This is a genomic window from Micromonospora andamanensis, assembly GCF_016863495.1.
In the GTDB taxonomy this organism is placed as follows: Bacteria; Actinomycetota; Actinomycetes; order Mycobacteriales; family Micromonosporaceae; genus Micromonospora; species Micromonospora andamanensis.
In genome coordinates this window covers 1-25,304 of record NZ_BOOZ01000061.1, presented here as the reverse complement: position 1 = coordinate 25,304, position 25,304 = coordinate 1, and the positions used below count along the sequence as shown (strand labels likewise).

Below are 25,304 nucleotides of genomic sequence, written 5' to 3'. Positions count from 1 at the left end.
GCCCCTCCTCAGGAGGTGAGGTGGGCGAGTTCGGTGGGGGTGAGCTGTGTCGGGGTGCGGTTGCGCCAGGCGTCGGAGTGGCGCAGGTGCCACCAGCGCAGCAGTGACCGGCAGGCCGAGGCGAGCTCGCCGCGCACGGGCAGCGGATACACCGTGGCCAGCGGTGCCTGATGCGGCCGGGCGATGTAGGCGGTGGGCGTCCACCCGTGGTCGGTCTCGGTGACCTCGCCGACAACGCGATCCGGATAGGGGATGTCGAAGGCGGTGGCGGCTTCGGCGTCGGGCGTCACCTGCCAGGTGTGCGGGTCGGTACGCCGCAGCGTCGCGACGCCGCGCGACGGATCGCAGCGCCGCAGGAGCAGGTACCGCTCGTCGCCGTCTACGATCGGCCGGTGGTTGCGCCAGGCGCGGTAGCAGGTGAAGAGCGCGGCGCCGAGCACGGCGTGTCGTTCGTGGGCGACGAGTGCGTCCGCGAGGGTCTGCTGGTAGGCGGCGATGTGCAGGTCGGCGCGGGCGGCCATCGCTTGCCGGGCCGCTGTGGCGAGCGTGCCCACCCGGGCGAGAGCCTCGTCGAGGCTGGTGGTGCTGTCGGTGAAGTCGCGGGCGGTCGTGTGCAGGATGCGGGCGAGGTCACCGATTGGTTCGGGGGTGGCGGTGTCGTGGCGCCACAGGTGCTCGGGCAGGACGTCGTTGGTGTCGGCGGCGATACGCCGCAACACCGGATCGGTCAGGAACATCGAGGAACTCCTTCTCTGGTCGGGTTGTGGGCATGGCGATGGCCGGTCGCAGCAGGGGGCTGCGACCGGCCATCGGGTGTTCAGACGAGTTGGGGTTCAGGCGATGGCGACGGCGCACAGGCGTGCGCTGGAGCGCAGGCCGCGCAGGTAGGCGCACGCCTCGTTGAGGAACCGGAACCGGTCCGCGACAGAGTCACTGGCCGGGGCGAGGAGCCGGCCGTCGGTGGTGATCAGCGCGTCGCCGATGAGCGCGATGCGCCAGTGGAGCCCGACGTAGGTGGCTTCACCGGCCTGGTAGACGGACAGTTCGTAGGGGTCGAACGAGGCGGCGAGCATCGCCAGGACGCGGGGCTGCTGCTCGAAGCGGCGGCGGGCCTCGTTCAGGGTGACCTTGCCAGGGTCGGCGTGGTGCTGGGCGAGGTAGTCCTCCCATGGGCGGGCGGGCCGGGTGGTGGCGTTGATGTGGGTGTTCCACGCACGCCAGCGAAGGCCAGCGGCGTGGGCGGCCTGGGCGGTGGTGCCGGTCAGGTCGAGGCGGCTCTTGCGGCCTCCGGCGGCGAGGGTGACCGCGCCGAAGCGGCGGGCGGCGTCGAGCAGGTAATAGCCGAGGAACCGGGTCAGCCAGCCGATGAAGCGGCGGTGCCGGACGCGGTAGCGGCGGGCCGGGGTGCCGTTGGCGTGCAGAAGATCGTTGACCTTCTCCGAGGCGGCGAACCAGTCGGCGTCTTCGCCGGGGCCGAAGCAGACGGTGACGACCTTGTCGGTGAGCGGGGTGGGCGTGGGCATGGCGGAGTGCTCCCTTCGCGACAGGGCAGGGCAGGGCATGGATGGATGTGCAGGGTGGTGCCACCGGATCGCGGCGTCTGGACCAGGAGAGCTGCCGTGTGGGGCGCGAGGTGTGGATCACGGGCCGACCGGAGGGTGGGCTGTGGGTGATCCCGCTGGCGCGGGCAGATCCGAAAAGGGGAAACAGACGGGCGGCGGTGCGAGCAAGGAGAAGAAGCTGCACCGTAGCGTCGTGACCTGACAGCACCAGCCCGGTCAGGAATCACGACTGTGCCGGCGACCTGCGGTGACAGAACTCGCCGTGCGCCTGTCAGGGTCTGTCAGCAGGCGAAGTCCCCGTCGTCGTGGTAGTTCGGGTTGTCCGCTACCGGCTGGCCGTGGTCGCTGGGCAGCTCGATGAGCCGGACCCGGCCGGTGGCGCCGGCCGGGAGCCAGACCGTTTCGGCGGGCTGCCTGGTGTGGGTGGCGGTCGCGACCGGAACGTCGTCGTGCTCGCCGCGGAGAAGCTGGTGGAGGTGTTCCTCGCGGTGCTCACTGCCGAGCCAGAACAGCACGGGGTAGCGGGGTCCGCCGCGCCGGGTCAGGCGTGCGTACCGGTCGAGCTTGGTCACCACCCGGCTGCGCAGGGGTTCGGTGCCGGTGTCGGCTTCCAGGAAGAACCCGACCGTGGTATCGGTGTTGCTCCACAGGCCGTGTCCGTCGGCGGTGATGGTCCGGAACTGCTGGGTGGTCAGCGACTCGGACCACCACCGGTCCAACCGCGTCTCTGGGTGCTGCCGGGCGTGGGCGGTGAGGCGGACGAAGAACTCGTTCGCGGTGAGCAGGTGCGTCAGGTGTGGGTTCGCCGAGAGGCGGTGCGCGGTCTGCCGGCTGGTGCGAAGGGTGGGTTCGGGCCGGTGGTGGGCGGCGGCCTGGAAGCGGTGCCCGTGGTGGCCGAGCGTCCAGTGCCACGGGTGGCTGCCGCCGCCGTCGCGGGCGAACCGGAACCGGTCCAGCAGGCCCAGCCCGTACAGCTCACCGAGGCGGATCTGACAGGTGCGGCGGGCGTGGAACAGCATGCGGTGAATCTGGTCGGTGGTGAGGACCTGGTGGTCGTCGAGGAGCTGGAGCAGGAGACGGTCCCGGTTGGTGATGTGGGGATAGATGGCCAGCAGGCTGGCAGGACGCGATTGCGGCATAGATGGGTCACCCGTGGAGAGAGAGTCCCGTAGGGAGTCTGGATAGGTTGATCTTGCGTATGGCCCCGTCGTGGGGCCGGTTTGGGCAGGCCAGGCACCTGACAGGCCGGGTGCGGAGGGCTCGTCTGGGGTCTCGTGTCGTGGACACCCCCAAACGAGCCCCCGATGCCGCACCCAGCCGAGGCCCCGAACGAGCGGCGTCGCTGCTCAGCGCTCGCGGGATGTCATGCGCCGCTTCATCGCTGTGCGGGCGAGTTGCTGCATCGGCGGCTCCTCGTCGGCGCGAGCGTGGGCGGCGGCGCATTCGCGCCGGATCGCGGTCGCCTCACCCACGACCGGCGCCGGTGGGTTCGTCACGAAGGTGAACCCGGGTAGCTCCCGGTTGCCGACCAGCAGCCGGGCGGCGGCGGTGTAGACGTCCAGGTGGGCCAGGTCGTGCTCGTCCAGCTCGGGTTTGGTGTGCCGGGACAGCTCCCGCGCGTCGGCCGGGTCGACGTTGAAGAACACCTTACTGCGCGCGTTCGCCGACACCGCCGCCGCCACATCGCGGGGCAACTGCGCCAGATCCTGGTGCGCCAGCACGAGCCCGAGGCGGAAGCCGCGCGCCTCGGCCAGCATGTCCCCGACACTGCCCGGCAACGTCAAAAAGTTCTGGCACTCGTCGATGTAGAGGTTGGCGTCTTTTCGCTGGTTCTCGGGGATGGCGGCGCGGGCGATGGCGGCCTGCCACACCCGGGCGACGATCATCGACCCGAGGATGCGGCTGGTCTCCTCACCGAGGATGCCCTTCGGCAGCCGGCACAACAGAACACCGCCGTCGAGGACCTTGCCCATGTCGAACGAGCTGTGCGCGTTGCCGATGACGCTCTTGACGAAGTCCCGCAGCAGGAACGCCCTGAGCCTGGCGAGGACGGGGGCGATAACCTGGCCGCGGAACTGCTCGTTGATGCCGTCGTACCAGAGCCAGAAACCGGCGAGCCCGTCCGGGTCGTCCAGGCCGTGGGTGAACCGGCCTCGGAACTCCCGGTCCTGCAACAGCGACGGCACCAGACTCAGCGTCGGCTTGGCGTGGCGCATCAGCGTCAGGCACGCCACCCGCATCGTGTCGTCCATCCGGGGACCCCACTGACCCTGGAAGATCTTCGCGAAGATCCCCACCAGGTTGTCCACGGCCAGATGCCGATCGCCCCCGTCATCAAGAGGGTTGAAACAGGCCGGGTTCTCCTGGTCCGGGTCGACGATCACGATCTTCTTCGCGTACGAGGCGGGAAGCCGGTCGAGGATGTCGGTGATCAGATCCCCACGCGGGTCGATGACCACCGTCCCACGGCCGGCTTTGATGTCGCCGAGGATCATGTTCAGCAGCAGCGTGGACTTGCCGACGCCGGTCTTGCCGACCACGTGCACATGCTGGCGGGCGTCGGTCACCTTCAGCCCGACGCTGTGGTGGCCGATCTGCGACCGGCCCAACACCTTCACCCCACGGCCGCCGGAGGGAACCTGCACCGGCGCCGGCACTGCCTTGGCCCGCGCCCGGTCCAGGCCCGGCACCGCCAGGTCCAGTGGCAGCGCCGCCATGGCGGCGAGTTCCGGCACGGTGGCCAGGAACCCCCGCCGTAACGTGCGCCCGGCGATCGTGGCGACCGGTTGCGGCATCGTCATCCGCCGCAGCCGGTTCGGGCCCGTGTACGCCGCGGCAGCCGAGGCGATCGTGTGCCCGAGCCCGACCAGACGCTCGCGGATCTGCTTCGCCCGCTGCGCGTCCGGTGGGGTCGTGTCCGGGTCGGTGGCGACGGCGAACCGGACCGCGATCTCGAAGTGCGGCACCCGCACCGCCTTGTCCACGACGGTACGGGCGTCCGCGCTGGCAACCGGGTCCCGCTCGGCTACCCGCCGCGCCGTGGCCGGCGCGCGGGTCCGGGCCGGGCCGGGCGTGAACGCGTCGAGCAGCCACAGCACAGGCTCGATCGCCAACCGCGCCGCCCCGGAGACGGCACGAGCGGCCACGTCGGGCCGCCCGTGCGGATGGGTGCTGGTGCCCGCCGCTGCCCGCCGAGCCGCGCGGACCCGTCCGGCGGGTGCCGGGCGAGCGAGGATCTGCACACACGCGTGCTCCCGATGGTGAACCTCGGCCCCGGCGGCGAGCAGCGCCCGCAGCGGATCGGCGTCGTGCTCGGCGCGTAGCGGCAACACGTCGGTGTGCTGCGGCCAGTGCGCCCAACCCACCTCATCGCCCACCTCGCCTGGGATCGGCGCGGCAGCGTCGGCGGTGGTGAGGGTGGCGGCGGGCCAGGCCGCGCGGACGGCGGCCTCGACCGCGCCGGGCGGCACCGTCCCGGGCACCCAGACCCGGATGGTCAGGGCGCGGCCGGTCCAGGTGTACTCCCACCCGACGTGCGGGTAGCCGAACACGCGCCGACGCCACACCGACGGCGTCAGCACACCCATGAGGGTGCTCCAGAACGCGGCGGCGGCCTCGGCGGTGACCTCGGGTGGCGCGGCGATGGTCAACCACCGCGCGCCGGCCGCGAACCGCCGGTGCCGCCAGGCGAGGACCTGATCGTGGGCGAACACCGTGCCGACGATCGCGGCGGCGGCGAGGAAACCGAGCCACGGCCGGGCGATGACCCACTGCCACACCTCGGCAGGCCAGGTCGGGGCGATCATCATCCGTCCTCCCCGACACCCGTGACGGCGATCCGGTGCTCTGCGCCCGACCCGACGCTCCTGAAGGGGATTCGCGATCGGCCCGCGACGAGCAGCCCCTCGCCCCTGGGCGCCGACAGCAGCAACCGCGACTCCCCGGCGGTCAGGCTGAACGCCTCACTCACCGAGTCGATGGACTGCGTGCTCTGGCGCATCAACACCTGGGTCGCCGCGTTGGACACAACGGCCAGACCGAGATCGGTGGAGAGCACGTCGGCGGCATCCTGAGTGATGACACACAGCCCGGCGGACCGCTTCCGGGCGGCCTTGGCCATCCGAAACAGAAACCGCGCACCCTCGCCGTCGCGCATCAGCAGCCATGCCTCGTCCACCACCACAAGCTTGCGCCGCCGACGTGAACTCGTCGTCGGGGTGTCGATGCCCGACCAGATCGAGTCCAACGCCAGGAGCGTGCCGACGGTACGTAGCTCGTCGGGCAGGTGCCGCAGCGACCACACCACCAGATGTCCGGTCGGGCTGGTGGTGGTCGGCCCGCTAAACAGGCTGGCGAAGTTCCCCACCGTCCACGGTGCGAGCCGCGCGGCGAGCTGCCCGGCGGCCGGATCGTCGTCCGCGTCCAGGGTGGCGGCCAGGTCCCGTAGCAAGGGCGCGGGTGTGGTCCAGGTGGCCGGGTCGCCGTTGATCCCCGCCGCGGCGTAGGTGGCGGTGATGGCCCGGTCCAGGGCGGCGCGTTCGGCCGGCGGCGGTGCCGCGCCGAGCATCACCGAGATCAGCGTGTGCAGGTACAGGCCACGCCGGGTCAAGGTGTCGGGCCGGTTGTCGGTGGGAAGATCGAGGGGGTTGACGCGGACACCCGGGTGGCCGAGCTGCACGACGGTGCCGCCGACGTGCTCGGCGAGGGGCGCGTACTCGTCCTCCGGGTCGATCACGCTGACGGTCGTGCCCTGGTACAGGTTGCGCAGAACTTCAAGCTTGACGAAGTAGCTCTTGCCCGCACCGGAACGAGCGAGGACGACGCTGTTGTGGTTGTCCTGCGCCCACCGATCCCAGATCAGCACCCCATTGCTGGTCGTGTTGACCCCGTAGAGCACGCCCTCGGGCAGCGCGACGGTACCCGGCGCCGGAGCAGCGAGGTCCTCCGACGCGAGCGGGAAGGCGGCAGCGAGAGCGGTGGTGTCCAGGATGCGGCGCATCCGCAGCGGGTCCACCCCGACCGGCAACGTCGCCACCCAGCCCTGCTGGTGGCGAAACGTCGCCGGCTGCAGATCCAGCAACACACTCGCGGCGGCCGACTTCACGCCCGCGGTGACGGTGCGCAGCTCGTCCAGGGTACGGGCGTGAACGGTGACGTAGATGCCGGTGTCGAACAGCTTCGCTGCCCCGCGGGCGACCCGTTCGGCGAGATCGGCGGCGTCGGCGGCTGCCGCCTCGACCATCGTGTCACCGAGCCGTCCCTGATCGGCATCGAGGCGGCGCGACGATTCGAAGCGGGCGCGCTGGCGTTTGAGCATCGGCGCGGCCAGCTGCGGCGCGACAGGCTCCACGTGCACCGCCACGTCGACCCGTCCGGGATAGGACAGCAGCGGGTCGAGCCAGGCGGGGCCGACCTCGGCCGGATAGCCGCACACCGCGTAGGTGGCGGCGTACCCGTCGCCGACCTGCACATGCCAGGGGGTGACCGACAACGCGGCCGGGGAGGGCATCCCCTCCCCGGCCGCGACACTCTTCCTGGATTTCCACACGTTCATGATGTGCTCCGTGAGGTGATCGGGGCGCCGGGCACCGCGCGAGGGCCAGGCACCGGTGGGGAGAACGGATCGACCGCGTTCGCGAGGGCCGAGGCGACGGCCGGCCCGTCCAGTGCGGTGGCTTCGACGCCGAGGCCGCACAGGGCACGCACGGCCGTGTCGGCGGCGTGCGCGCCGGTGACGACAGCGAGGACCTGCCGACGTAACGGATCCCGTTCGCTGTCGAGGTCGAGGAGGAACTCGGCGTAGTCGTCGGCGGCGGCCTGCAACGCAGGGTGTGGCAGGCGCGGCGCGTGATCGACGGTCGCCTGCGCATAGACCGTCAGGTCGTGCCGCTGCGCGGCCACGACGATCTGCGCCGGCCCGGTCAGGCTGTTGAGGAACCGGCCGAACCCGTCCACCAGCGCACCCTGCTCGCCGCCGGTGCGCAGGTGAATGTTCGTGGTGCCGCAGGCGATCACCACCTTGTCGCTGCCCTCGCTGGTCAGGACTCCGGTCGCGCTGACCGCCGTGACCGGCGAGCGCAGCGGCGCCGGGACGCTCGGCTTACCGGCGACGGCCGCGACCGAGCTGGCCCGCGCGGTGCCTGGAGTGAGGGTGCGCTGGCTGCGGGACAGTGAGAGGCCGTGGCGCAGCCACACGTCCAGGGGAAGGCCGTCGCGGCGGCCGAGCGCCACCACGACCGCGACAGCGAACACGAGGACGCCGGCGACGACCCAGGCCACCGGCGGGAGCAGGTGCCCGTACGTGCGGTAGATCCCGAACCCGGCCAGGCCGACGCCGCCGATGATGCCGAGCTGCCGGAACGTCAGGCCGAACGCGATGCGATCCGGCTCGTTGACGTTGGCCGGCACGACGGCGCGCGGGAGATTGTCATCGAGGTTGGTCATGTGTCACTCCGTTCAGGTAGACGGGTGCGCAACCGGCGGTAGTGGCGGTGGGTGTGGGGAGCTCATGTCGACCGAGTAGGCCGCACCGGCGTTGGCATACGCCGACCCAGGCCGCGAGTCATTCCTTGGACGGCGACGGTGCGCAGGATGAGTCCGGTGATGTTCGGAGCGCGGCCCTGCTGGATGACGAACCGGCGCATCAGGCTCGGGACCTTGACCGTGGTCCACAGGACCACGATCACCATCAGCAGGTTGAGGGTGTCCGAGCTGGGCAGGCCGAGCAGGATCGGCAGGTTCGACTCCGGATCGACCAGCAGGTCGACGCCCGCCGAGAACGCCACCGCCTGCAACGTGGGTGTGGCCAGACACCCCAGCACCGCCCGCCACCACAGCGTGGCGGCGCCCTGCGTCCACGGGGTGGCGTAGCAGGCCAACGCCACCGGTGCGATGCCCGCCAGGATGACCAGCATCCCGATCCGTACGAGCCAGGTGCCGACGAGCATGAACATCAGCACCACGATGAGAAGCCCGATAACGGCGATCAGCAGGGCGTTGCTCGGGTCGGCCATCGCCGACGCGATACGCGCGCGGACGAAGGCGATGGCCTCGGTGGTCGGTGCGGACTCACCGGCCATCGCCACCGTCAAGGCGTTGGCAATGCTGATGAGCACGCCGGTCAGCGGAACCGCGAACGCGGAGAGAACGAATCCGACCACGAGCCGGGGTACCAGCTGCTTGACCTGGTATCGGGTTTCGACGGAATCACCGAGCATCACGGCGATACCGGCGGCGATGACCGCGAGGACGAAGCAGGCGCTGACGACCAGCGCACTGTTGCCGGCGATCGATCGCACCTGCGGCAGGACGGTGACGTCCGGTGAGACGAAGATTGACGATGTGAGGAAGGCCAGCAGACCGCCGAGAAGGTCGTTGACCTTCTCAGCCAGCCAGCCGACCAGGGCCTCCATCAACCCGTTGATCATCATGGTGGACATGTCAGCCGCCGAGGATGCCCTGCAACACCTGCAGGATCACCGGGGCCAGCACCGCCAGGGCATATCCGACCAGGGCGGACTTGAAGTTGCCCTTGGCCTGCTCGACCTGCGCCGGGTCGCCTCCGGCGGCCATGTAGCGCAGGCCACCGATGACCAGGAACATCGTCGCGACCAGCGCGATGATGCCCATGATCCAACCGGTGATGTTGGCAATGACCTGGTTGATGCTGTTGACCGCCAACGGCTGCGGCGCGGCGGCGAGGTCAGACAGAACGGACAGAGTTGTGTGCATTGCTGGGCTCCACAAGAGATCCGCGGGCCGCCACGGTGAGGACCAGAGCAAAGGACCGGTGAGGTCCGGTTGGGGGCGCTCCTCCCTTGCGTGATGCGAAGGGGTTGCGGTGTCAGTACGCCGCGCCAGCCATGCCGGACCCGGGGCCTCGCCGAAAGGAAATGGTCCTCACCGGGCGGGCATGCCGTGGATGACATGCACCGCCCAGATCTCGGCTGTCAGGCCGATCGAACCCACCACACGCCTGTCACGCCCTGACAAGACCGGACAGCCACTCACGTTGCCGCCGCTTGACGATGCGCTGTCCGGTGCGATGGAGACCGTGCGTCTTGGCGGCAGATCAGAGCCCAGTTTCAGGTGGCGGTGAAGACCACGGCAAGCCCCGCGGCTGCAGCCCGCTGGTAGAACGCCCGAACCTCGACGAGGTTGTCCCAGGTGTAGTCGAAGTCGGCGTCGTCGAGGGCGCCGCGATAGTCGGGGTCGTCGATTGCGTCGAACCGCTGGCGCAGCTGGCGTCGGTCGACGGACTGCAGAGCGGCGGCCACGTCCCGGGCCTCGTCCACCGTGAGGTAGACCAGGACGTACTCGTCGTGCAGCCGGCGTCCGCCGAGCACCGCATGGCTGAACGGATACTCACCACCGTCGGGTTCGAGGGTGCCGTCGGTCAGGCACCGGTGGATGGCGTCCCATGCCTTGTCGGTGTCGACCTTCAGGCCGTCCTCGGCCCATGACTCCTCGATCTCCTCGATGAGTTCGTCCACCGCGTCGCTGTCGCCGTCATCGGCGGCCGCGAGTAGCGACCGCTCCTGCTCCGGCGTGATCGCGAAGTGCACTCCCAGCACGCAGAGATCCTATGCTGATCTTCACCAGTGGTTGCGGAGGTTGAGCTCGAACCACGGCACGAAGGAGCAGCAAGGGCGGCGCGCCGATTGCGGCCAGAAGCGGATGCCGTGCAGGGCCCTGAAGTGATCTCGCACACGTACGGCAGGATGGGCTTCATGGGGATCACCGACCCGTGCGTGACCATCGCGGAAGCAACCTTCGTGGCACGGTTCTTTATCGATCCTCACGAGGACACCGTGCGGTGCGTAGCCAATGTCGATGTCGTCGTCGATCTTCCTGACGGCTCAAGGTGGGCGTTGACCATCTTCACCGTCGAGGAGGTCCGCCGCCTGCTTGCGAGATGGATGGAGACCGGGGAGGTTGCGAACGGCAGCTACTTCTGGGTCGTTGACCAGCTGATCGTTCCAGAACCGGGCGTACGAGCCATGACCACAGCGATCCGAGAACTCGTCCGCAGCGGGCAAATCACAAGCGTCGGCCTCCGATGCGAGGACTCGGACTGAAGTCGCCAGGGCGTGCCCGCCAGGGATGGGCCCAGGATGGGTGTCATCGCACGGATGGCGGCAGATCCGTGCACCCGGTTCCATGGGTAATCCACCTGGCCGAGGGACCACGGTAAGGTCCGGGGCCGACTGCATCAGAAAGTTGCAGGCGTGGCTCGCCACGATCACGCGATACCCATCGTTGCAGGGAGCAGGCCCATCGACGCCTCCGACACGATCACCCTGTGGCGGCCCACCGGGCAGGCCGAACTCGACCTTGTCGCGGCGTCCGGATGGCGGGCTTGGCCACCACGCCTGCCGGACCAGCCGATCTTCTACCCGGTACTCAACCGCTGGTACGCCACAAAGATCACCCGCGAGTGGAATGTCCCTGCCGGGGGCGTCGGCTACGTGACCCGGTTCGAGGTCCAGCGTGCGTACCTGGACCGTTACGAGGTTCACCAGGCTGGTGGCCGTGACGTGCTGGAGTACTGGATCCCCGCCGAGGAGCTTGCCGACCTCAACGCTCACATCGCCGGCGCGATCACGGAGAAGGCTGACTACCGTGGTCCCGTAAGCGATCAGGAGTTCACCGAGGCCCACGACGCGCTGGGCAGGGCGCTACCGGCCGCGTGGCGTGCCTACCTGCAAGGTGAGTCGTGGTTCCGGCGAGGGTGGATGACAGGCGATGCCTATGTTTGGCTCAACACGCCACGCGAGATGCTTGAGCTGCACCACGCATGGGACGAGAGCACCTCGTCACACCCTGGCATCGCGATTATCGGCGGTGACGGATCCCGTGAACAGCTCGTGCTCGACCTACGCAGCGACCCCGCACCGGTGATGCTGGTCGACATCGCCAGCAGCGGATGGGACAGCGCGATCCGACAAGCCGATGACGTCGGCGAGCTCATCGACCGCATCGAGGCGGGCACCTTTGCGTTCGACTTCGGGGATTAGCGGACACCAGTGAGCGGTCGAACGCGCCCGTCGCGGCGGATCCAGGCACTATTGCACGCCGCCCGCGCTGGACATTGCGACAGCTTGTATCTCCGTCTGACCGACTGGAAGGCGAGCCACCCCCGGTTTCGGCACGAGCTACGGTTCGCGGGCTTGGGCTATGTATGCGATGTGAGCTGCCCGGTGCCTCAACAACCGGCGTAGGTACGGGATGATCAGAGCCCAGGTCACCACTGTGCCCAGCGGCCGGAAGGGCGCGGTGACGGTCATGCGGTCGGCCATCTGCGTGCGTACGCCGTCGAGGTCCTGGAACTGGTGCTCGTGGCGCAGGCAACGGAAAGGCCCCCGTGTCTGCTCGTCAACGAAGCGGTACGGCCGTTCATAGGCGGTGATCCGGCTGGTCATGTGCCAGCGCAGTCCGAGATGGCGGGCATGAAAGGTGACCTCGTCGCCCAGTGCGAGTCGACGTCGTCCGGTGCTGGTCGTGGCCGTCTCCCCGCTGGCGGGTAGAGACGCGGCGTGGACGTCCACATCGAGTGTCAGATCGAACACCACACTCGGGGCAGCATCAATGACGGTCACGACCTCGATGCGCGCCGGCACGTGGAGAGCCTATCCATGGGCGCTGCCGCAGGCCGCCCCGTCACGACTACGTCCGGACACCACAGCAGCCAGGCGCCGACGTCACCTTCCGCGACGAACGCTCGGCGGCAGATCCGGATGCGTCGACCAGTCGCGGTACATCTTATTGGCAGTTCCTGACCCGGACGGCTGTCGCGTGTCGTAACACCACGTGACGCGCGGTCGACGGGCAGGTGAGTGAGGGCGGTCGCGCTTGCTGCGGGTACTTTGAAGTTGCGGTTGTCGATGACGATGTCGGCACGTCCGGTCGGTCGAATTTCGGCCAGGTAAAGCTCCTCGTCCGATGCGGTACGTGCGGTACGGCTCAGCCGCCTTCTGCCGAATCCATTCACGCCCGTCGCGGATCGTGCCGCGTGCAGCACGCCGCCGGCTCGACGTGGACGTAGACGCGTATCCCAGTTTCGTGACAGGGCCGACTTTTGTAGAAAATCGCCGTCCGCCACGACGGTCGCATCGTCCGGCGCCATGTGAACTCCGGAGTTGATGGGCGTACGGCCGCTGTCAGGCTTCGGTGTTTGTCCGATTGCGATGCATTGCTCTCTAGTAGTCGCGATCACTCAAAGTTGTCATTGACGTTGAGGCTTTTCGGTCCGTACATTTTGGAGCTTCAGGTTGATCGAGTGGAGTAGACTTTATGAACCCTGCGCGCTTAAAAAAAGCCAAAGCTACCCGTAGTCGGTTAGATTCGAATAAATCGCGATGGCGGCAAATGATCGCTTGCGGTATGGCGGTGTCGCTTGTCGCGACGTTGATAGGCGTGCCGTCACGCCCTGTCGAAGCTGCGGCTCTGCCGCCGAAACACACCGAAGTCTCGACCCCTGCTCAGGTGCTTGAGCGAGAGGGTGAGGCGGCTGCGCTGGCAACTGCGAGATTGACCGGTCAGCTGGTGCGGATTACGGGGATGACGACGGAGGCAGCGGAGTATGTAGCCCATCCGCAGGGGCATGTCGAGGCAAAGGTTCATGCCGGCCCGGTGCGGATGATGCGTGACAACCAGTGGGTGCCAATCGATCTCACGCTCTCGTCTGCGTCGGACGGCTCGGTTCGTGCGGTAGCGCATCCCCTCGATTTGTGGATGTCGGGCGCCCGGGTTGACGGCGGGACGCTGGCGGCGGTGGGCGTCGGCAAGGGGCGGTTGAGCATGGGCTGGGCAGGTGCCCTTCCTGAGCCGGTCTTGACTGGCAATCGCGCGACGTACCCGGATATTGCGGACGGGATCGATCTGGTTGTTGAAGCGACCCGTACCGGCGTTGCGCAATTTCTGACTGTGAAGAACCGGGAGGCGGTCGAGCGGCTACCGGAGCTAGAGTTTCCGATCAAAGGCGATGGAATCTCCTCCTTCAGTCAGGACAGCTCTGGTGGGCTCCTTTTCAAGGGTTCCGGTGGGCGGCCGCTGGCGACCGTACCTGCGCCGGAGATGTGGGATGCGCAGCGCGCTGTGGGCAGCGGCGAGCCGACGCGCCGGGCAGTAGTTCCGGCCGAGGTGGTGGAGTCTGCAGGTCGTTCGGTTCGCAATGCCGATGGTGTGACTTTGCGCTTGAAACCTGACCGTAACTGGTTGACGGATCCTGCTACACAGTATCCAGTCACGATCGACCCGCAGATCAATCCGCTCTACACTACCTTCGACACTTACGTGAAGGAAAGGGACAACGTCGATCGAAGCGGAGCTAATGATCTTCAGCTCGGTTTGCTGGCCACCTCGCCGACGTCCAAGGCTCGCTCTTTCGTGCATTGGGGAGTGTCAGCCCTGCGCGGTAGGCAGATCACTTCGGCGACAGTGAACTTCTGGAACTTCTGGTCGCATACGTGTACCGCGACGTCGTGGGAGATCTGGAGCACCGGTGCGGCGTCATCAGCAACACGATGGGCCAGCCAGCCGAACTGGTCGCACCTGGAGGCCACCTCAACCGAGACAAAAGGTGCATCCGGCTGCGCTGATGGTTGGGTAACCATCAGCGGAACGAGCTTCTTCCAGCGTGCTGCGACCGCGAACCAGTCCACCGCCTACATGGGGGTGCGGGGCACTGACGAGACCGATGTCAATAGCTTCAAGCAGTTCCGCTCCCGCAATGCTGTGGCCACTAGTCAGGTCCCGTACGCGGTCGTGAACTACAACTCGTACCCAACGGTGGGCATTCGGTCGACCGTTCCATCTTCGGCATGTGTGACCGGCTCCTCGCGCCCCAAGGTCAATACGGCCAGACCCGAACTGCGCGCGGTGATCTCTGACGGGGACGGCTCCTCGGTCCGGGCCGAGTTCGAATGGTGGACCCTCAACGGCACTACCAAGCTCGGTAGTCTCCTCACATCGACCGCCGCCTCGGGCACGACATTCGCCGCAACTGTTCCGAGCACCGTTATGACTCACAACACCGCCTACAAGTGGAGGGTGCGTGGCAACGACGGCACCGTCAACGGCGCCTGGTCGTCGTTCTGCGAGTTTCTTGTTGACACCTCAATCGGTAGCCCGCCGATCATCAGCTCGCCCACATACCCGGAGAACGATTGGGGTGGCGACGCGAACGTCGCAGGCGAGTTCACCTTCGACGCCAACGGCGTCGCCGATGCCACTGCCTACGAGTACAGCCTTGACGTTCAAACCCTGAACCGGGTTGTCAACACCGCGAGCCCAGGCGCTTCGGCAACGGTCAACATCACGCCACTCAATCCCGGTTGGCACAGCCTCTGGGCGCGGACGCGCGACTCGGCCGGCAACGTCACCGAGCTTCGCAACTATCCATTCAAGGTAGGCATCGGCGAGGTGACCTCACCCTCGACCGGGGACGTCACTGGTTCGAGGGTGGCGCTCAGCTCGGAGGCGGCACCGTCCTTCGCCAACGTCACCTACCAATGGCGGCGTGCAAGCTCAGAAGGATGGGTAAACATACCTACCGCCCACGTAACCCACACCGTCGGCGGCAGCCCGGTCACCTGGCCTGTGCCTATTGCCAGCGGCACCGCCCCCAAGCTCAACTGGGATGTCGCAGCGACACTCGGCGCAGTCGACGGGGCCGGAATTCCGCGTGACGGCCCACTCCAGGTCAGGGCCTTCTTCAACCCGAGCAGCAACGGCGCGCCCGCCAATGCAGTCAAGTTCCGGTTTGACCGCAATCTGGCCTCTGCCGACACCGCGAACGTCGGTCCAGGCGAAGTCAACCTGATCACCGGCAACTACCAACTGGATCACACGGATGTATCGGCCGCAGGACTGGAGATCGCCCGCACCGTAAACAGCCGTCAACCGTCCGGCCAAGCGGATCCACTCTTTGGACCTGGCTGGGTGTCCGGCCTCATCGTCTCCGACGCCTTTGCCGCCTACAACCGGCTCACCACCTACGGCAACCTGGTCCAGATCAAGCTCCCTGACGACTCAACGCTGGGGTTCACCAAGGCCAACAGCACTGGTGTCAACTACGAACCGCAAGTCGGGGCCGAGTCGTTCACGCTGACGTTCAACTCGTCCAGCAGCACCTTCACCCTGGACGACGGCCGCGGCAACATTGTCACCTTCAGCAGGGTGGCAGCCGATCCGATCGGGATCTACACGCCGACCACAGCCACCACGTCGGGATCAGGCAACAGGACGACATACTCTTGGGAAAAGACCACCCTCGGTACGACGGAATTCATGCGCCCCACGCGGATCCTCGCGCCCACGGCTGACGGCGTCACCTGCACCACCCTCGTGCGTGGCTGCCGCGCGCTTACCTTCACCTACGCCGCCGCGACGACAGCCACCGGCCTCGCTGACGGCACCTGGGGCGACTACGCAGGCCGGGTAAAAGAAATCTCCTACACCGCATGGGATCCCGACCTCGCCACACCGGCGATGCGTACGACCACGCTGGCCCGCTACACCTATGACAGTGGCGGCCGCCTCCGGACCTACGCCGACCCGCGACTTGACTACACCAGCAGTGGCGGACCACAGCAGCTTCGCACCGTCTACTACTACAACGGCAGTGGCGTCATCACCACGATGACCGCCCCTGCCCAGCAGACCTGGCAGTTCTCCTACACCACCATTCCCGGTGACCCGGGCGGCGGCCGGTTGCACAAGGTCACCCGCTCTGCCCTCTCCGCGGGCACGGCAGTCGAAACAGTCGTCTACCAAGTTCCCGTCTCCGGCAGCGCCGCACCACACGACCTTTCTCCGGCACAGACCGCACGGTGGGGTCAAACCGAGGCTCCAACTGACGCCACTGCGGTATTTCCCCCCAACCAGATACCCGACGGCGACCCAACCACAGGCACACTCCCCAGTTCCTACGAGCGAGCGACGGTCACGTACCTCGACGCCAACGCCCGTGAAGTCAACGTCACACAGCCTGGCGGTTACCTCCACACCACGTGGTACGACCGCTACGGCAACAACGTGCGGGAGCTCGACGCCGGGAACCGCGCTCGTGCCCTCGACGCATCCCACTCCGACACACCCCTCGCCGAGGCGCAACGTGCGGTGACCCTGTCAACGGAGAACGTCTATTCCTCAAACGGTCAGCTGCTGCTGGAGACGTTCAATCCGGAACACGAGGTGACACTGTCAGAATCCGGAACAGTCGTCCGAGGCAGGGCACACATCCGCTACAGCTACGACGAAGGCGCCCCGGAGGAAGGCGGCCCCTTCAACCTGGCCACCACGACCCGTACCTCGATCAGCTATGTGCGCAACGGCCAGACCATCGATGAGGACATCCATACCACCACCACCAACTACGACTGGGCCCTACGGGTGCCGACCGTGACAACGATCGATCCTGACGGGCTCAGCTTGACGACGCGAGCCAGCTACGACACGGCAGGCCGCGTGGTCGCGAAAACAGCACCAGCCGGTGGTGGCAGCGACACGACGCCAGCGACCCGTATCGCTGTCTACTACACCAACGCGCCTAACGCACAGCACACCGAATGCGGTGGCCGACCCGAGTGGGCCGGGTTGCAATGCCGTATCCACGCCGGCGGCGCTGCAGAAAGTGGACCCGAGCTCCTCGCCACAGTTACCACCTACGACTACTACCATCAGCCGCGCCTTGTCGAAGAGATCAACAGTACGGGAACCGTGCGCACCACTACTGTGACCTACGACACGGCCGGGCGTGCCGTTGACACGAGCCTCACGGGTGGCGTCGGTGCCGCGGTCGAGAAGCGTCGCAATATCTACGATCAAGCAAGCGGGAACCTCATCCGCACGCAGGCGATGGAAGGCACCGGCACCGTCGTCGCTGAGATCCATCGATCTTATGACAGCCTCGGTCAGTTGACCTCATACACGGACGCCGACGGCAACACCTCAACCACTACGTACGACTCGCTCGGCCGCGTCGTGACGATGAGTGACGGAAAGGGCACCCGAACCTTCAGTTACGACGGTGGCACGGAACGCCGAGCCCTTCCCACCGCTGTCACCGATAGCCAGGCCGGAACCTTCACTGCCACATATGACGCCGACGGCGGATTAGCATCCGAGTCATGGCCCAACGGCATTGTCGTAAGCCGCATCTACAACGAGGTCGGCTCGCCGATCTCCCACTCCTACTCCCGCCCAGGATGCGGCCAGGCCGACTGCACCCTCTTTGTGGAGAACAGCGGTTACACCATCCACGGCCAGCGCCAGTGGACCAGCAGCACCTTCGGTGACCGGGCCTACACCTATGACCCCAGCAACCGTCTCGTCCAAACCAGGGAAACGATCTCCGGGACATGCACCTCACGCGCCTACGAGTTCGACGAGGCCAGTAACCGCACCTCGCAGCAGACGTACGTTGCCCCCGCGGGCTCGCCGTGCCAGTTGACGACGACGACCACCGCTCAGACCTGGACCTACGACAACGCCGGTCGAGTAGACACCTCTGAGTACCTCTACGACGACCTTGGCCGCACCGTCCAGGTTCCCGGTCGCGACTCGGCCCATCCCATCAACGGCGACATCACGATTGACTACTACATAAACGATCTCGTCAAGAGCATCACGCAGCACGGCCGCACCACCAGCTACAACCTCGACGTGGACAGCGATCGAGTCCGATCGTGGGTCGACAGCGCCGGCGGGTCACCTGCAACGTCGACTCACCACTACGCCGACGACAGTGACGTCCCGGCATGGACGCAGGTGGGGACCAGCGGTGTCACCCGTCCGGTGCACACTCTGAGTGGCATGTCCGCCATTTGGAACAGCGTGGACTCTGCTCTCAACTGGCAGATCGCCAACCTGCATGGCGATATCGTCGCAACGGTAAATGGCAACGATCCGGGTCTGACCACCGTGCGCAGTTACGACGAATATGGAGCACCACACACCAGCGTAACCAGCGTAACCAGCGAAGATCGTTATGCGTGGCTTGGTGCCACTGGGCGAGCAACCGATCCATCCGCAGGTATGGTGCTGATGGGCGTGCGGCTTTACAACCCCACAACAGGACGTTTCCTTCAACCTGACCGAGTTTACGGAGGGAATTCCAACCCCTACACCTATCCAGTTGACCCGATCAACGGCCTCGACATCGACGGCCAGGTAGGGATCGCTATTCCGGCTGCCGTCCTCGGCGGGGGCGCCCTTGCAGCCGCCGCGGCAGTCATAGGTTTCATGGCTGCATTCATCACGGTGTGTGCCGTTGTTGGCTGCACGGTTACTGTGCCAAAGACCAAGGTAAAGGTCCCATGGCCGAGCAAAAATTCAAAGACTGCGAAGAAGAACAAGAACACCAAGTACAAAGTTTACAAGATCTTCAACTTGCGAACGGGGGCGATTTGGAAGTACGGTATCACGAAAAACGGAGCGGGTAGACCCAAGGAGCAGCTCGACAAATGTAGCAAGTATTATTCATCATACTCTGCGTGCGGCTATACCTGGGTTAAGGAAAATGTCACAGGATACTTCAAGGCTCGACTTTGGGAGGCGGCGTTGATCACCGTCTACGTTTATCAGCACAAGCACTGCCCGCCTGGCCAATACGGCAGTTGTCGATAGTTCTCGACCAAACCTTGATGCTGTGGTGCCGGTGAACACCAGCGATCCGGCACCACAGCACATCTTCAAAGGATCTGAAATGGACCCCAAATCGGCGAGTCGGACCGAAGCGAGCGAGCCCACTGTTGGGCCTGCGCTTCCCGGCAGGGCTGTTCTTCGAATTGAACTTGCGCGTGACGCCGCCACGAGCCAGGAAGTCATCGAACTCCTCGCCAACGACCCGAACTCGAAAGTCAAGTGTGCTGTGGCCGGCCGCCTCGACCTTCCGGAGCACCTACTCCATGGCCTTGCGGCTGATCCGAACAACAAAGTCCGTCAAGCTCTTGCCGAAAATCCAACTTGTCCGCCGGCAGTCCTTGCTGGCCTGGTTGACGACCCAAGCTTCGACGTCCGCTACGCGGTCCTCGTGAACCCGCGTGCTGACCGCTACGTACACGAGATGATCTGCCGATCCTCCGACGAGGATATCCGCCGCCTGCTCGCTGAATCCCAGTCGATCGAGGAAGACATCAAAACCACTCTCCTCAGGGACCCCTCCGTCGCGGTCCGCGGTGGCATGGCAGAAACCACAGTCGATCCGCAGATCTTGGCCGCTCTTGTGTCGGACCCTGAGCCCAAAGTGCGGGCAAAGGCGGCGCTGAACCCATTGACCACCCAAGAGCAACGGCGACGGCTTGCTCGCGACAAGGCGGCATCGGTCCGATGGGCACTCGTGCAATCCGTCGAGCTAGCGGAAGAAAGCCTCGAAGAGCTTGTGCATGACCGGTCTGTCAACGTTCGGTGGTGGCTGGCCACCACGCCCCAAACTCCTCATCGATTCCTTCGGATCCTTACTGAAGACAAGAGTCCAGAGGTAAGGACCCAAGCGCGAATGAGGCTCGGCCTCAAGGATGGGGCTGAGTAGCGTTCGGTACTGTCTCACCTGCGGATCGTTAAGCGCTGCGCGGCAGTGGTGCGGGCCGACCGTGGGCGGCGGCCTAGCCGGGCGCGCCAGTGACAATGATCCGCATTTCGGCCACCGAATGACCTTGGAAACGCCCGCTGCGAATGTGCGCAGCCACCGTAAGCCTGCCCTTTAATTCGGCACCCGTGTGCGCGCTGATCCTGCATGGGCTCAGTCGGGTACGCGGGTCTCCGAGAAGCTGGCCAGCTGATCGGCAATGCCACCACGACCACCTCCGCCGCTCACCACCGCCACATCCGCTCATCGGCACGTCCGGACGGAACCCGGGCCGGCTCGGCGGGACGCTGCGTAGCGCGCGGCTCGCGGCAAGTCCGTGCACCTGATCTTGTTGATGGCTGCCGAGCCGTGTCACCTCGGGCGGCTGGTTGAGCGTGCTGGATCCGGCTGAGCATGATGCCGTGGGCGCGCCTTCAGGGCGCGACGTGTGTCGGGGGTTCTAGTGACGATGTGCGGGGTGCCCGGTGGGACCTGTCGCGACCGATGATCTCACTTGCGGCCGCTGACTCCTCGTCGTCTGTTGCGGCGTAGGTACGCCACGACTGATTGAATTGCGGCGCCCGCGATTGCGGTGAGGATTGCTCCTGCCGCGACAAGCCACATCGGTGGTGGACCGAAGTCGGGTCGGCCGGACTCGCGTACGGTGCCGTCGATGGCGAGGCTGGCGGCGACCGTCAGCTCGGTTACCCCGGCCGGGGTGCGGAAGAGCACCTCGGGTGAGGTCGCGCCTCGACGTAGCAGCATCAGCTGGACCGACGCCGTGCCGTGTTCCTGGTATGGGCTGGTGGCGATGTCGTGGGTTTCCGGGTAGTCCACCGCCGCCGGGCCGGGCACACCGACCAGCGCGACCGCTTCGTCGGCCGAGCGCCAGCCGACGAGGTGGACGTACGTGGTGGAGCGCAGGTCGGGAAAGGCGGGCCCGGGAACCAGCGTGCCGTCGGCCACGGTTCGGGTCTCTAGCCGCCAGGTTCGCGGGTACGACGGCACCGGGCAGTCTGTGCAGGTAGAGCGGGTCAGAGTGGCCACCGACCGCCCGTCCGGCAGCCAGGAACCGGCCCCGGGTAGCCGGCCGCCGTGGAGCGGCAGCTTCCGATACGGCCCGACGGTGCCGTCGGGTTCCGCGTCGACGACTCGGGTCAACCACACCTCGTCGCGCACCTGCACCGCCAGCTCGCCACCGTCTGGTGACACCGCTGCTTGTCCGGGTGCCACCCAGGCGCTGCCCACCCGCATCCGCAACACGTCGGTGTGGCGGTCCCGGTCGTACAGCCCGACGTACGGCGTGGCGTAGGTGTTCGGCGGGGTGAAAGTGTCGTGTTCGGCGTAGGCGAGGCGCTTGCCGTCGGGCGCAAAGGCGAGCGGGTAACCGTCCATGCCAGCCGGGGCCGACCGGCCGGACGTCAAGTCATACAGCAATCCGCCAGCCCAAACGTACCGTCCGTCTGGTGAAAGTAAAGCCTCAAACCCGGCGATTTGACGCTGCGCAGGCGCGAGGGCACGATAGCGGTCCGTGTCTGCGGCCACCACTGCCATCCTGTTTTCCTTCCAGTCGTCCCGTACTGCCGGGCCGCCGAAGAGCATCGCCGCCGCGCCGGGTGCCGACCGTCCCACGGTCGCGGTGCGCAGCGGCGGATCGACCAACCGGGTGGGCAGGCCGGGAGCGGTGGAGTCGGCCGTCGCGGGCCACCGGACGGGGCCCGGGCGCAGCGCGTATCCCGCGCCGAGCAGCAGCACCAGGACCGCGAGCATCCCGGCCGTGGCAGCCCGACGATGTCGACGCCGGGCACGCGCCCGGTCGAAGAGCTCGTCGGGTACGGCGGCCGCCGGCACGCCGTCGGCGAGGCCGTGCAGCGCCTCACTGAGTCGGCTGGTCATCGTGTCACCTCCTGTGGGGCCGGGCCGACGAGCTCGGCCAACTCGGGGGCGAGGGCGCGCAACCGGCCGAGGGCGTGCCGCGTCTGGCTCTTGACCGTGCCGACCCGGCAGCCGAGCAACTCGGCGGTCTCTGCCTCGGTGCGGTCCTCGTAGTAACGCAACACCAGCACCGCCCGCTGCCGCACGGTCAACCGAGCCAGCGCCGCACGCAGCACCACCCGCAAGTCAGTGTCATCCTCGGGACCCGCTGGACGCTCTGGCACGAACCCGTCAAGCTGTTCCGGCGGGCGCGCCCGCCGCCGCCGCCACCAACTAGCCGCCTGGGTATACAACACTCGACGCAGGTAGGCGCCAGGGTCGTCGAGCCGCTCCCACCGGATCGCGACCCGGGCCAGGGCCACTTGAACCAGATCTTCGGCGTGGTGCCGATCGCCAGTGAGCAGGTACGCGAATCGAGTCGACGCGGCGTTCTCCGCCCGTACGAACTCTGCGAAACCGGCCCGAGCCCGGTCCTCATCCATCAACGGCTTGCCCCCTCATCTACACAGACGCCGAGGTGGGCGACCACGGAGGGAACCCCGCCAACCTTTTCTCCCTAGGTATGCGCGGGGCGATGGTGCCACCCAGACGTCTCACGGGCATCCGCTCATCGGCTACTCCGCGCGCCGAGGAGGCAGTGGGTTCAGCAACCCGCGTCACCCAACGTCACCGACCCGACCCGCCGCCAGGTCAGGCGGCGGGTCGCCGGACGTAGATCGAACTCGCCCCTGGCGAAAGCCGGGGCGGCTTCCTGCAGATCAAGAGTGGTGCGTTGCTAGGCCGCCATGCCTTCGCGGGGGCTGGACGGGTGGATCGGGCCGGAGAGGTCGCCGCGCGTGATGGCGGTGGCCACGATGCGCTCGGCTCGTCTTCTGCGCATGCGCAGGGCCGAGGCGGTGACGCCTTGTTCGGCGGCCAGGTGCTCGATCAGGGCGTCGCCGAATCGGGTCGCGCTGATCAGTTCGGCGGCTTCGGTGGTGATCATGCCGGTGGCGGCTGCTCGGCCGAGCAGCAGGTCTGGGTGCCCGTAGGGCATGCGTGGTGAGCGTGACCCGCTGGACAGGTCGGGCGGCAGTTCCTCGCTGTCGTCTGCCTTGACGACCGCGACGCCTGCACGATAGGCCGCCCAGCACAGCCGCAGCCACAGTCGGGGTGGGGCGAGGTCTGCCGTGCGCAGGGCGTGGAGGAAACCGGCGAGGACTTCGGAGTCCACGTCGTCGGCGTGCCGAGCGCAGCCGCGGCTGATCTTCGCCGCGAGGTGCGTTAACGCGGGCAGCGCTACACCGATCGCGCCGACGACCCAGGCGGGTCCCCATTCGCGGGCGTGCTGGGCGAGTTGCCGCCACAGCTCGTCTGTGGTGGTGCTGTCGTAGAGCTCGAATATGAGCAGTTGGCGTAGCTTGTTCAGCGGCATCGTGGTGTCCGGCAGGCCCGGCACCGGCCGTGCGTCGAACACCAGCGGCGCGGGTTCGCACGTCAGCAGCTCGAATGCCTTCTCGGCGGTGGTCAGTGCCGTGTCGGTAGTCCTTGTGCGGCTGATGGTTGCCATGGTGATGTCCCCTCGACGTGGAGCGCGTCGCCTTGTGCGAAGGCTCCGTGAGCACCGATTGGGACAGCTCGACCTGACACCAGAGGCGCTTGTCAGACCGGGGCAGGTGGTGTCCGGTCCTGTCAGGTTCCGACCTGTCAGGACGACCCGCACGCCCGGCCAGGGAGGCTGTCAGGCGGCCGGGGTGACGGGTTCTGTCAGGGGCGGGGTGGGTTCGATCGGCCTGTCAGCGGCGCACTGGGGATCGTCAGTACGCCCGCCGGTCCGGGGGCCACCGTGCCTATGACCGAAAGAAACCCGCGCCGCGCGCCAATCCCTGTGGGGGATGTGGTGCCCGGCGACCCGCCCGTGCCGATCACCGTCTGGCCGGTCCCCGCCCCCGCCAGGGGCGAGACCATGTCCAACGCGATGGGCGTGCGGCTGGTCCACAACCTCACCCACCCGTCCGATCTGATCATCGACCTGGCCGGCGGGCCGCAGTTGGCCCGCGCGGTCATCGCCGCCCGCCGCCGCAGCCACCTGCATGCGCCTCGGCAGGTCGGCTGGGGCCGGGAGGCGGCGACCCTGATCGTCACCGGCTGGCCGCTCGCCGACACCGCCTCGCCGGTGGACTTCTTTCTCCGCTGCCGGGAAAGCCTTGTGACCGGCGGCTGCGTGGCGGTGCTGCTGCCGCACGGCGACGTCGTCCTGCCGGTCGACGTGGTCATCGCCGCGAAGCGGGCCGGGCTGGCGTACCTGCAGCACATCGTGGCGGCCGACCGACCGCCTCGACGTGGCCAGCAGACACAGCTCGACATTCATACCGACGTGCTGATCCTGAGTCGCAGCACGGAGGCCGGGGGCGCCGATGGTTGAGTCCATGCCGGTCACCTCGGTCTGGTTGACCTGCCAGATACCTGCCCGTGACCAGCGCAGAGGCCGCTACGTCCCGGAAACCTCCAGCCATCCAGCCAAGATGCTTCCGCACCTGGCCGCCCACGCGATCAGCTCGTACACCGCCCCAGGCGATCTGGTGTTCGACCCGATGTGCGGGTCCGGTACCACTCTCGTCGAGGCTATGCACCTTGGTCGGCAGGGGATCGGGATCGACATCGAGCGCCGCTACACCGCCATGGCCGAGGCCAACGTCGCCTTCGCCGCGTCGAAGGACGCGTCCGGGGCGGCGCAGGTGCTCACCGGCGACGCCACCAGGTTGCTCGATCTGGTGCCCGCGTCCGCGGTCGGCCGGGTGGGACTTCTGCTCACCTCGCCGCCGTACGGGCGTGGGACCCACGGTCTCGTGCGGGTCACGAGTACCGGGGTACGTAAGCGGTACCACCAGTACGGGGACCGGGAGCGCGGCAACCTGGCCTACGGCGGATGGTTCCGATTGCTCGACGGGTTCGCCTCAATCCTGGCCGCCAGCTACCCGCTGCTGCGTCCCGGCGGGATCGTGATCATCACTTGCCGACCGGTACGCCGCCAGCGGGACGACTTCATCGACCTGCCCGGCGAACTGCTCGCTGTCGCCCGGTCGGTGGGGCTGATCCCGGTGCAGCGGTGCGCGGCGATGCTCGCCGCCGTCCGAGACGGACAGATCGTGCACCGTGCGTCGATGTTCGGGCTCATATCCGTACGCAGGTCAAGGGCCGAAGGACTGCCCGTGCACCTCATCGCCCACGAGGACGTACTGGTCCTCAGACGAGGCCCC

General features: G+C 67.2%; 18 protein-coding genes and 1 pseudogene. 6 read left to right on the top strand and 13 right to left on the bottom strand.

Annotation, left to right across the window (positions count from 1 at the left end):
- Positions 1-8 precede the first annotated feature (8 nt).
- The 9 genes from Van01_RS29840 to Van01_RS29800 form a co-directional block, all read right to left on the bottom strand.
- Positions 9-737 (bottom strand): hypothetical protein, encoded by a 729-nt coding sequence (locus Van01_RS29840; protein ID WP_204014673.1) that lies wholly within the window; start codon positions 735-737, stop codon positions 9-11.
- 96 nt (positions 738-833) lie between these two features.
- Complete coding sequence (locus Van01_RS29835) at positions 834-1,523, bottom strand: hypothetical protein (RefSeq protein WP_204014672.1); 690 nt, start codon at positions 1,521-1,523, stop codon at positions 834-836.
- Between the two features lie 320 nt (positions 1,524-1,843).
- Positions 1,844-2,701 (bottom strand): replication-relaxation family protein, encoded by an 858-nt coding sequence (locus Van01_RS29830; RefSeq protein ID WP_204014671.1) that lies wholly within the window; start codon positions 2,699-2,701, stop codon positions 1,844-1,846.
- A gap of 207 nt (positions 2,702-2,908) precedes the next feature.
- The gene (locus tag Van01_RS29825; protein ID WP_204014670.1) at positions 2,909-5,371 is read right to left on the bottom strand and encodes a helicase HerA domain-containing protein; all 2,463 of its coding nucleotides are present in this window, start codon (positions 5,369-5,371) and stop codon (positions 2,909-2,911) included.
- Positions 5,368-7,116: a VirB4 family type IV secretion system protein gene (locus Van01_RS29820; RefSeq protein WP_239099389.1), complete on the bottom strand. Its 1,749-nt coding sequence runs from the start codon at positions 7,114-7,116 to the stop codon at positions 5,368-5,370. The genes Van01_RS29825 and Van01_RS29820 overlap by 4 nt, the downstream gene beginning before the upstream one ends.
- On the bottom strand, positions 7,113-8,006 hold the full coding sequence (locus Van01_RS29815; RefSeq protein ID WP_204014669.1) for a PrgI family protein: 894 nt from the start codon (positions 8,004-8,006) through the stop codon (positions 7,113-7,115). Before Van01_RS29815 ends, Van01_RS29820 begins: the two co-directional genes overlap by 4 nt.
- A 62-nt stretch (positions 8,007-8,068) precedes the next feature.
- Complete coding sequence (locus Van01_RS29810) at positions 8,069-9,001, bottom strand: conjugal transfer protein TrbL family protein (RefSeq protein WP_239099388.1); 933 nt, start codon at positions 8,999-9,001, stop codon at positions 8,069-8,071.
- A gap of 1 nt (position 9,002) precedes the next feature.
- A complete protein-coding gene (locus Van01_RS29805; RefSeq protein ID WP_204014668.1) occupies positions 9,003-9,293 on the bottom strand; it encodes a pilin in 291 nt (96 codons plus the stop codon).
- A gap of 353 nt (positions 9,294-9,646) precedes the next feature.
- A complete protein-coding gene (locus Van01_RS29800; RefSeq protein ID WP_204014666.1) occupies positions 9,647-10,135 on the bottom strand; it encodes a YfbM family protein in 489 nt (162 codons plus the stop codon).
- A 156-nt stretch (positions 10,136-10,291) separates the two neighbouring features.
- Between Van01_RS29800 and Van01_RS29795 the strand changes: the two genes are divergently transcribed.
- Both Van01_RS29795 and Van01_RS29790 read left to right on the top strand, forming a co-directional pair.
- Positions 10,292-10,639 (top strand): hypothetical protein, encoded by a 348-nt coding sequence (locus Van01_RS29795; RefSeq protein ID WP_204014663.1) that lies wholly within the window; start codon positions 10,292-10,294, stop codon positions 10,637-10,639.
- Between the two features lie 198 nt (positions 10,640-10,837).
- Positions 10,838-11,185, top strand: a pseudogene (locus Van01_RS29790) (ADP-ribosylation/crystallin J1); the annotation flags it as partial.
- A 531-nt stretch (positions 11,186-11,716) separates the two neighbouring features.
- Here Van01_RS29790 and Van01_RS29785 read toward each other — a convergent pair.
- Positions 11,717-12,181 (bottom strand): SRPBCC family protein, encoded by a 465-nt coding sequence (locus Van01_RS29785; protein WP_239093242.1) that lies wholly within the window; start codon positions 12,179-12,181, stop codon positions 11,717-11,719.
- A gap of 763 nt (positions 12,182-12,944) precedes the next feature.
- On the opposite strand from Van01_RS29785, the gene Van01_RS29780 reads away from it, so the two are divergent.
- Positions 12,945-19,190: an RHS repeat-associated core domain-containing protein gene (locus tag Van01_RS29780; protein ID WP_239093240.1), complete on the top strand. Its 6,246-nt coding sequence runs from the start codon at positions 12,945-12,947 to the stop codon at positions 19,188-19,190.
- 31 nt (positions 19,191-19,221) lie between these two features.
- Positions 19,222-20,094, top strand: a complete 873-nt coding sequence (locus Van01_RS29775; RefSeq protein WP_204014660.1) for a hypothetical protein — start codon at positions 19,222-19,224, stop codon at positions 20,092-20,094.
- A gap of 546 nt (positions 20,095-20,640) precedes the next feature.
- On the opposite strand, the gene Van01_RS29770 is transcribed toward Van01_RS29775, so the two are convergent.
- From Van01_RS29770 to Van01_RS29760, 3 genes are all read right to left on the bottom strand, one after another.
- Positions 20,641-22,026 carry a WD40 repeat domain-containing protein gene (locus Van01_RS29770; RefSeq protein ID WP_204014657.1) on the bottom strand — a complete coding sequence of 462 codons (1,386 nt, stop codon included), beginning with the start codon at positions 22,024-22,026 and terminating at the stop codon, positions 20,641-20,643.
- Positions 22,023-22,547, bottom strand: a complete 525-nt coding sequence (locus tag Van01_RS29765) for a SigE family RNA polymerase sigma factor (protein WP_204014653.1) — start codon at positions 22,545-22,547, stop codon at positions 22,023-22,025. Before Van01_RS29765 ends, Van01_RS29770 begins: the two co-directional genes overlap by 4 nt.
- 293 nt (positions 22,548-22,840) lie before the next feature.
- Complete coding sequence (locus Van01_RS29760) at positions 22,841-23,614, bottom strand: hypothetical protein (RefSeq protein ID WP_204014650.1); 774 nt, start codon at positions 23,612-23,614, stop codon at positions 22,841-22,843.
- 396 nt (positions 23,615-24,010) lie between these two features.
- Between Van01_RS29760 and Van01_RS29755 the strand changes: the two genes are divergently transcribed.
- The gene (locus tag Van01_RS29755; RefSeq protein ID WP_239093238.1) at positions 24,011-24,469 is read left to right on the top strand and encodes a hypothetical protein; all 459 of its coding nucleotides are present in this window, start codon (positions 24,011-24,013) and stop codon (positions 24,467-24,469) included.
- Positions 24,462-25,304, top strand: an 843-nt coding sequence (locus tag Van01_RS29750; protein WP_204014644.1) for a TRM11 family SAM-dependent methyltransferase, incomplete at its 3' end; no start/stop codon positions are given. The genes Van01_RS29755 and Van01_RS29750, both read left to right, overlap by 8 nt.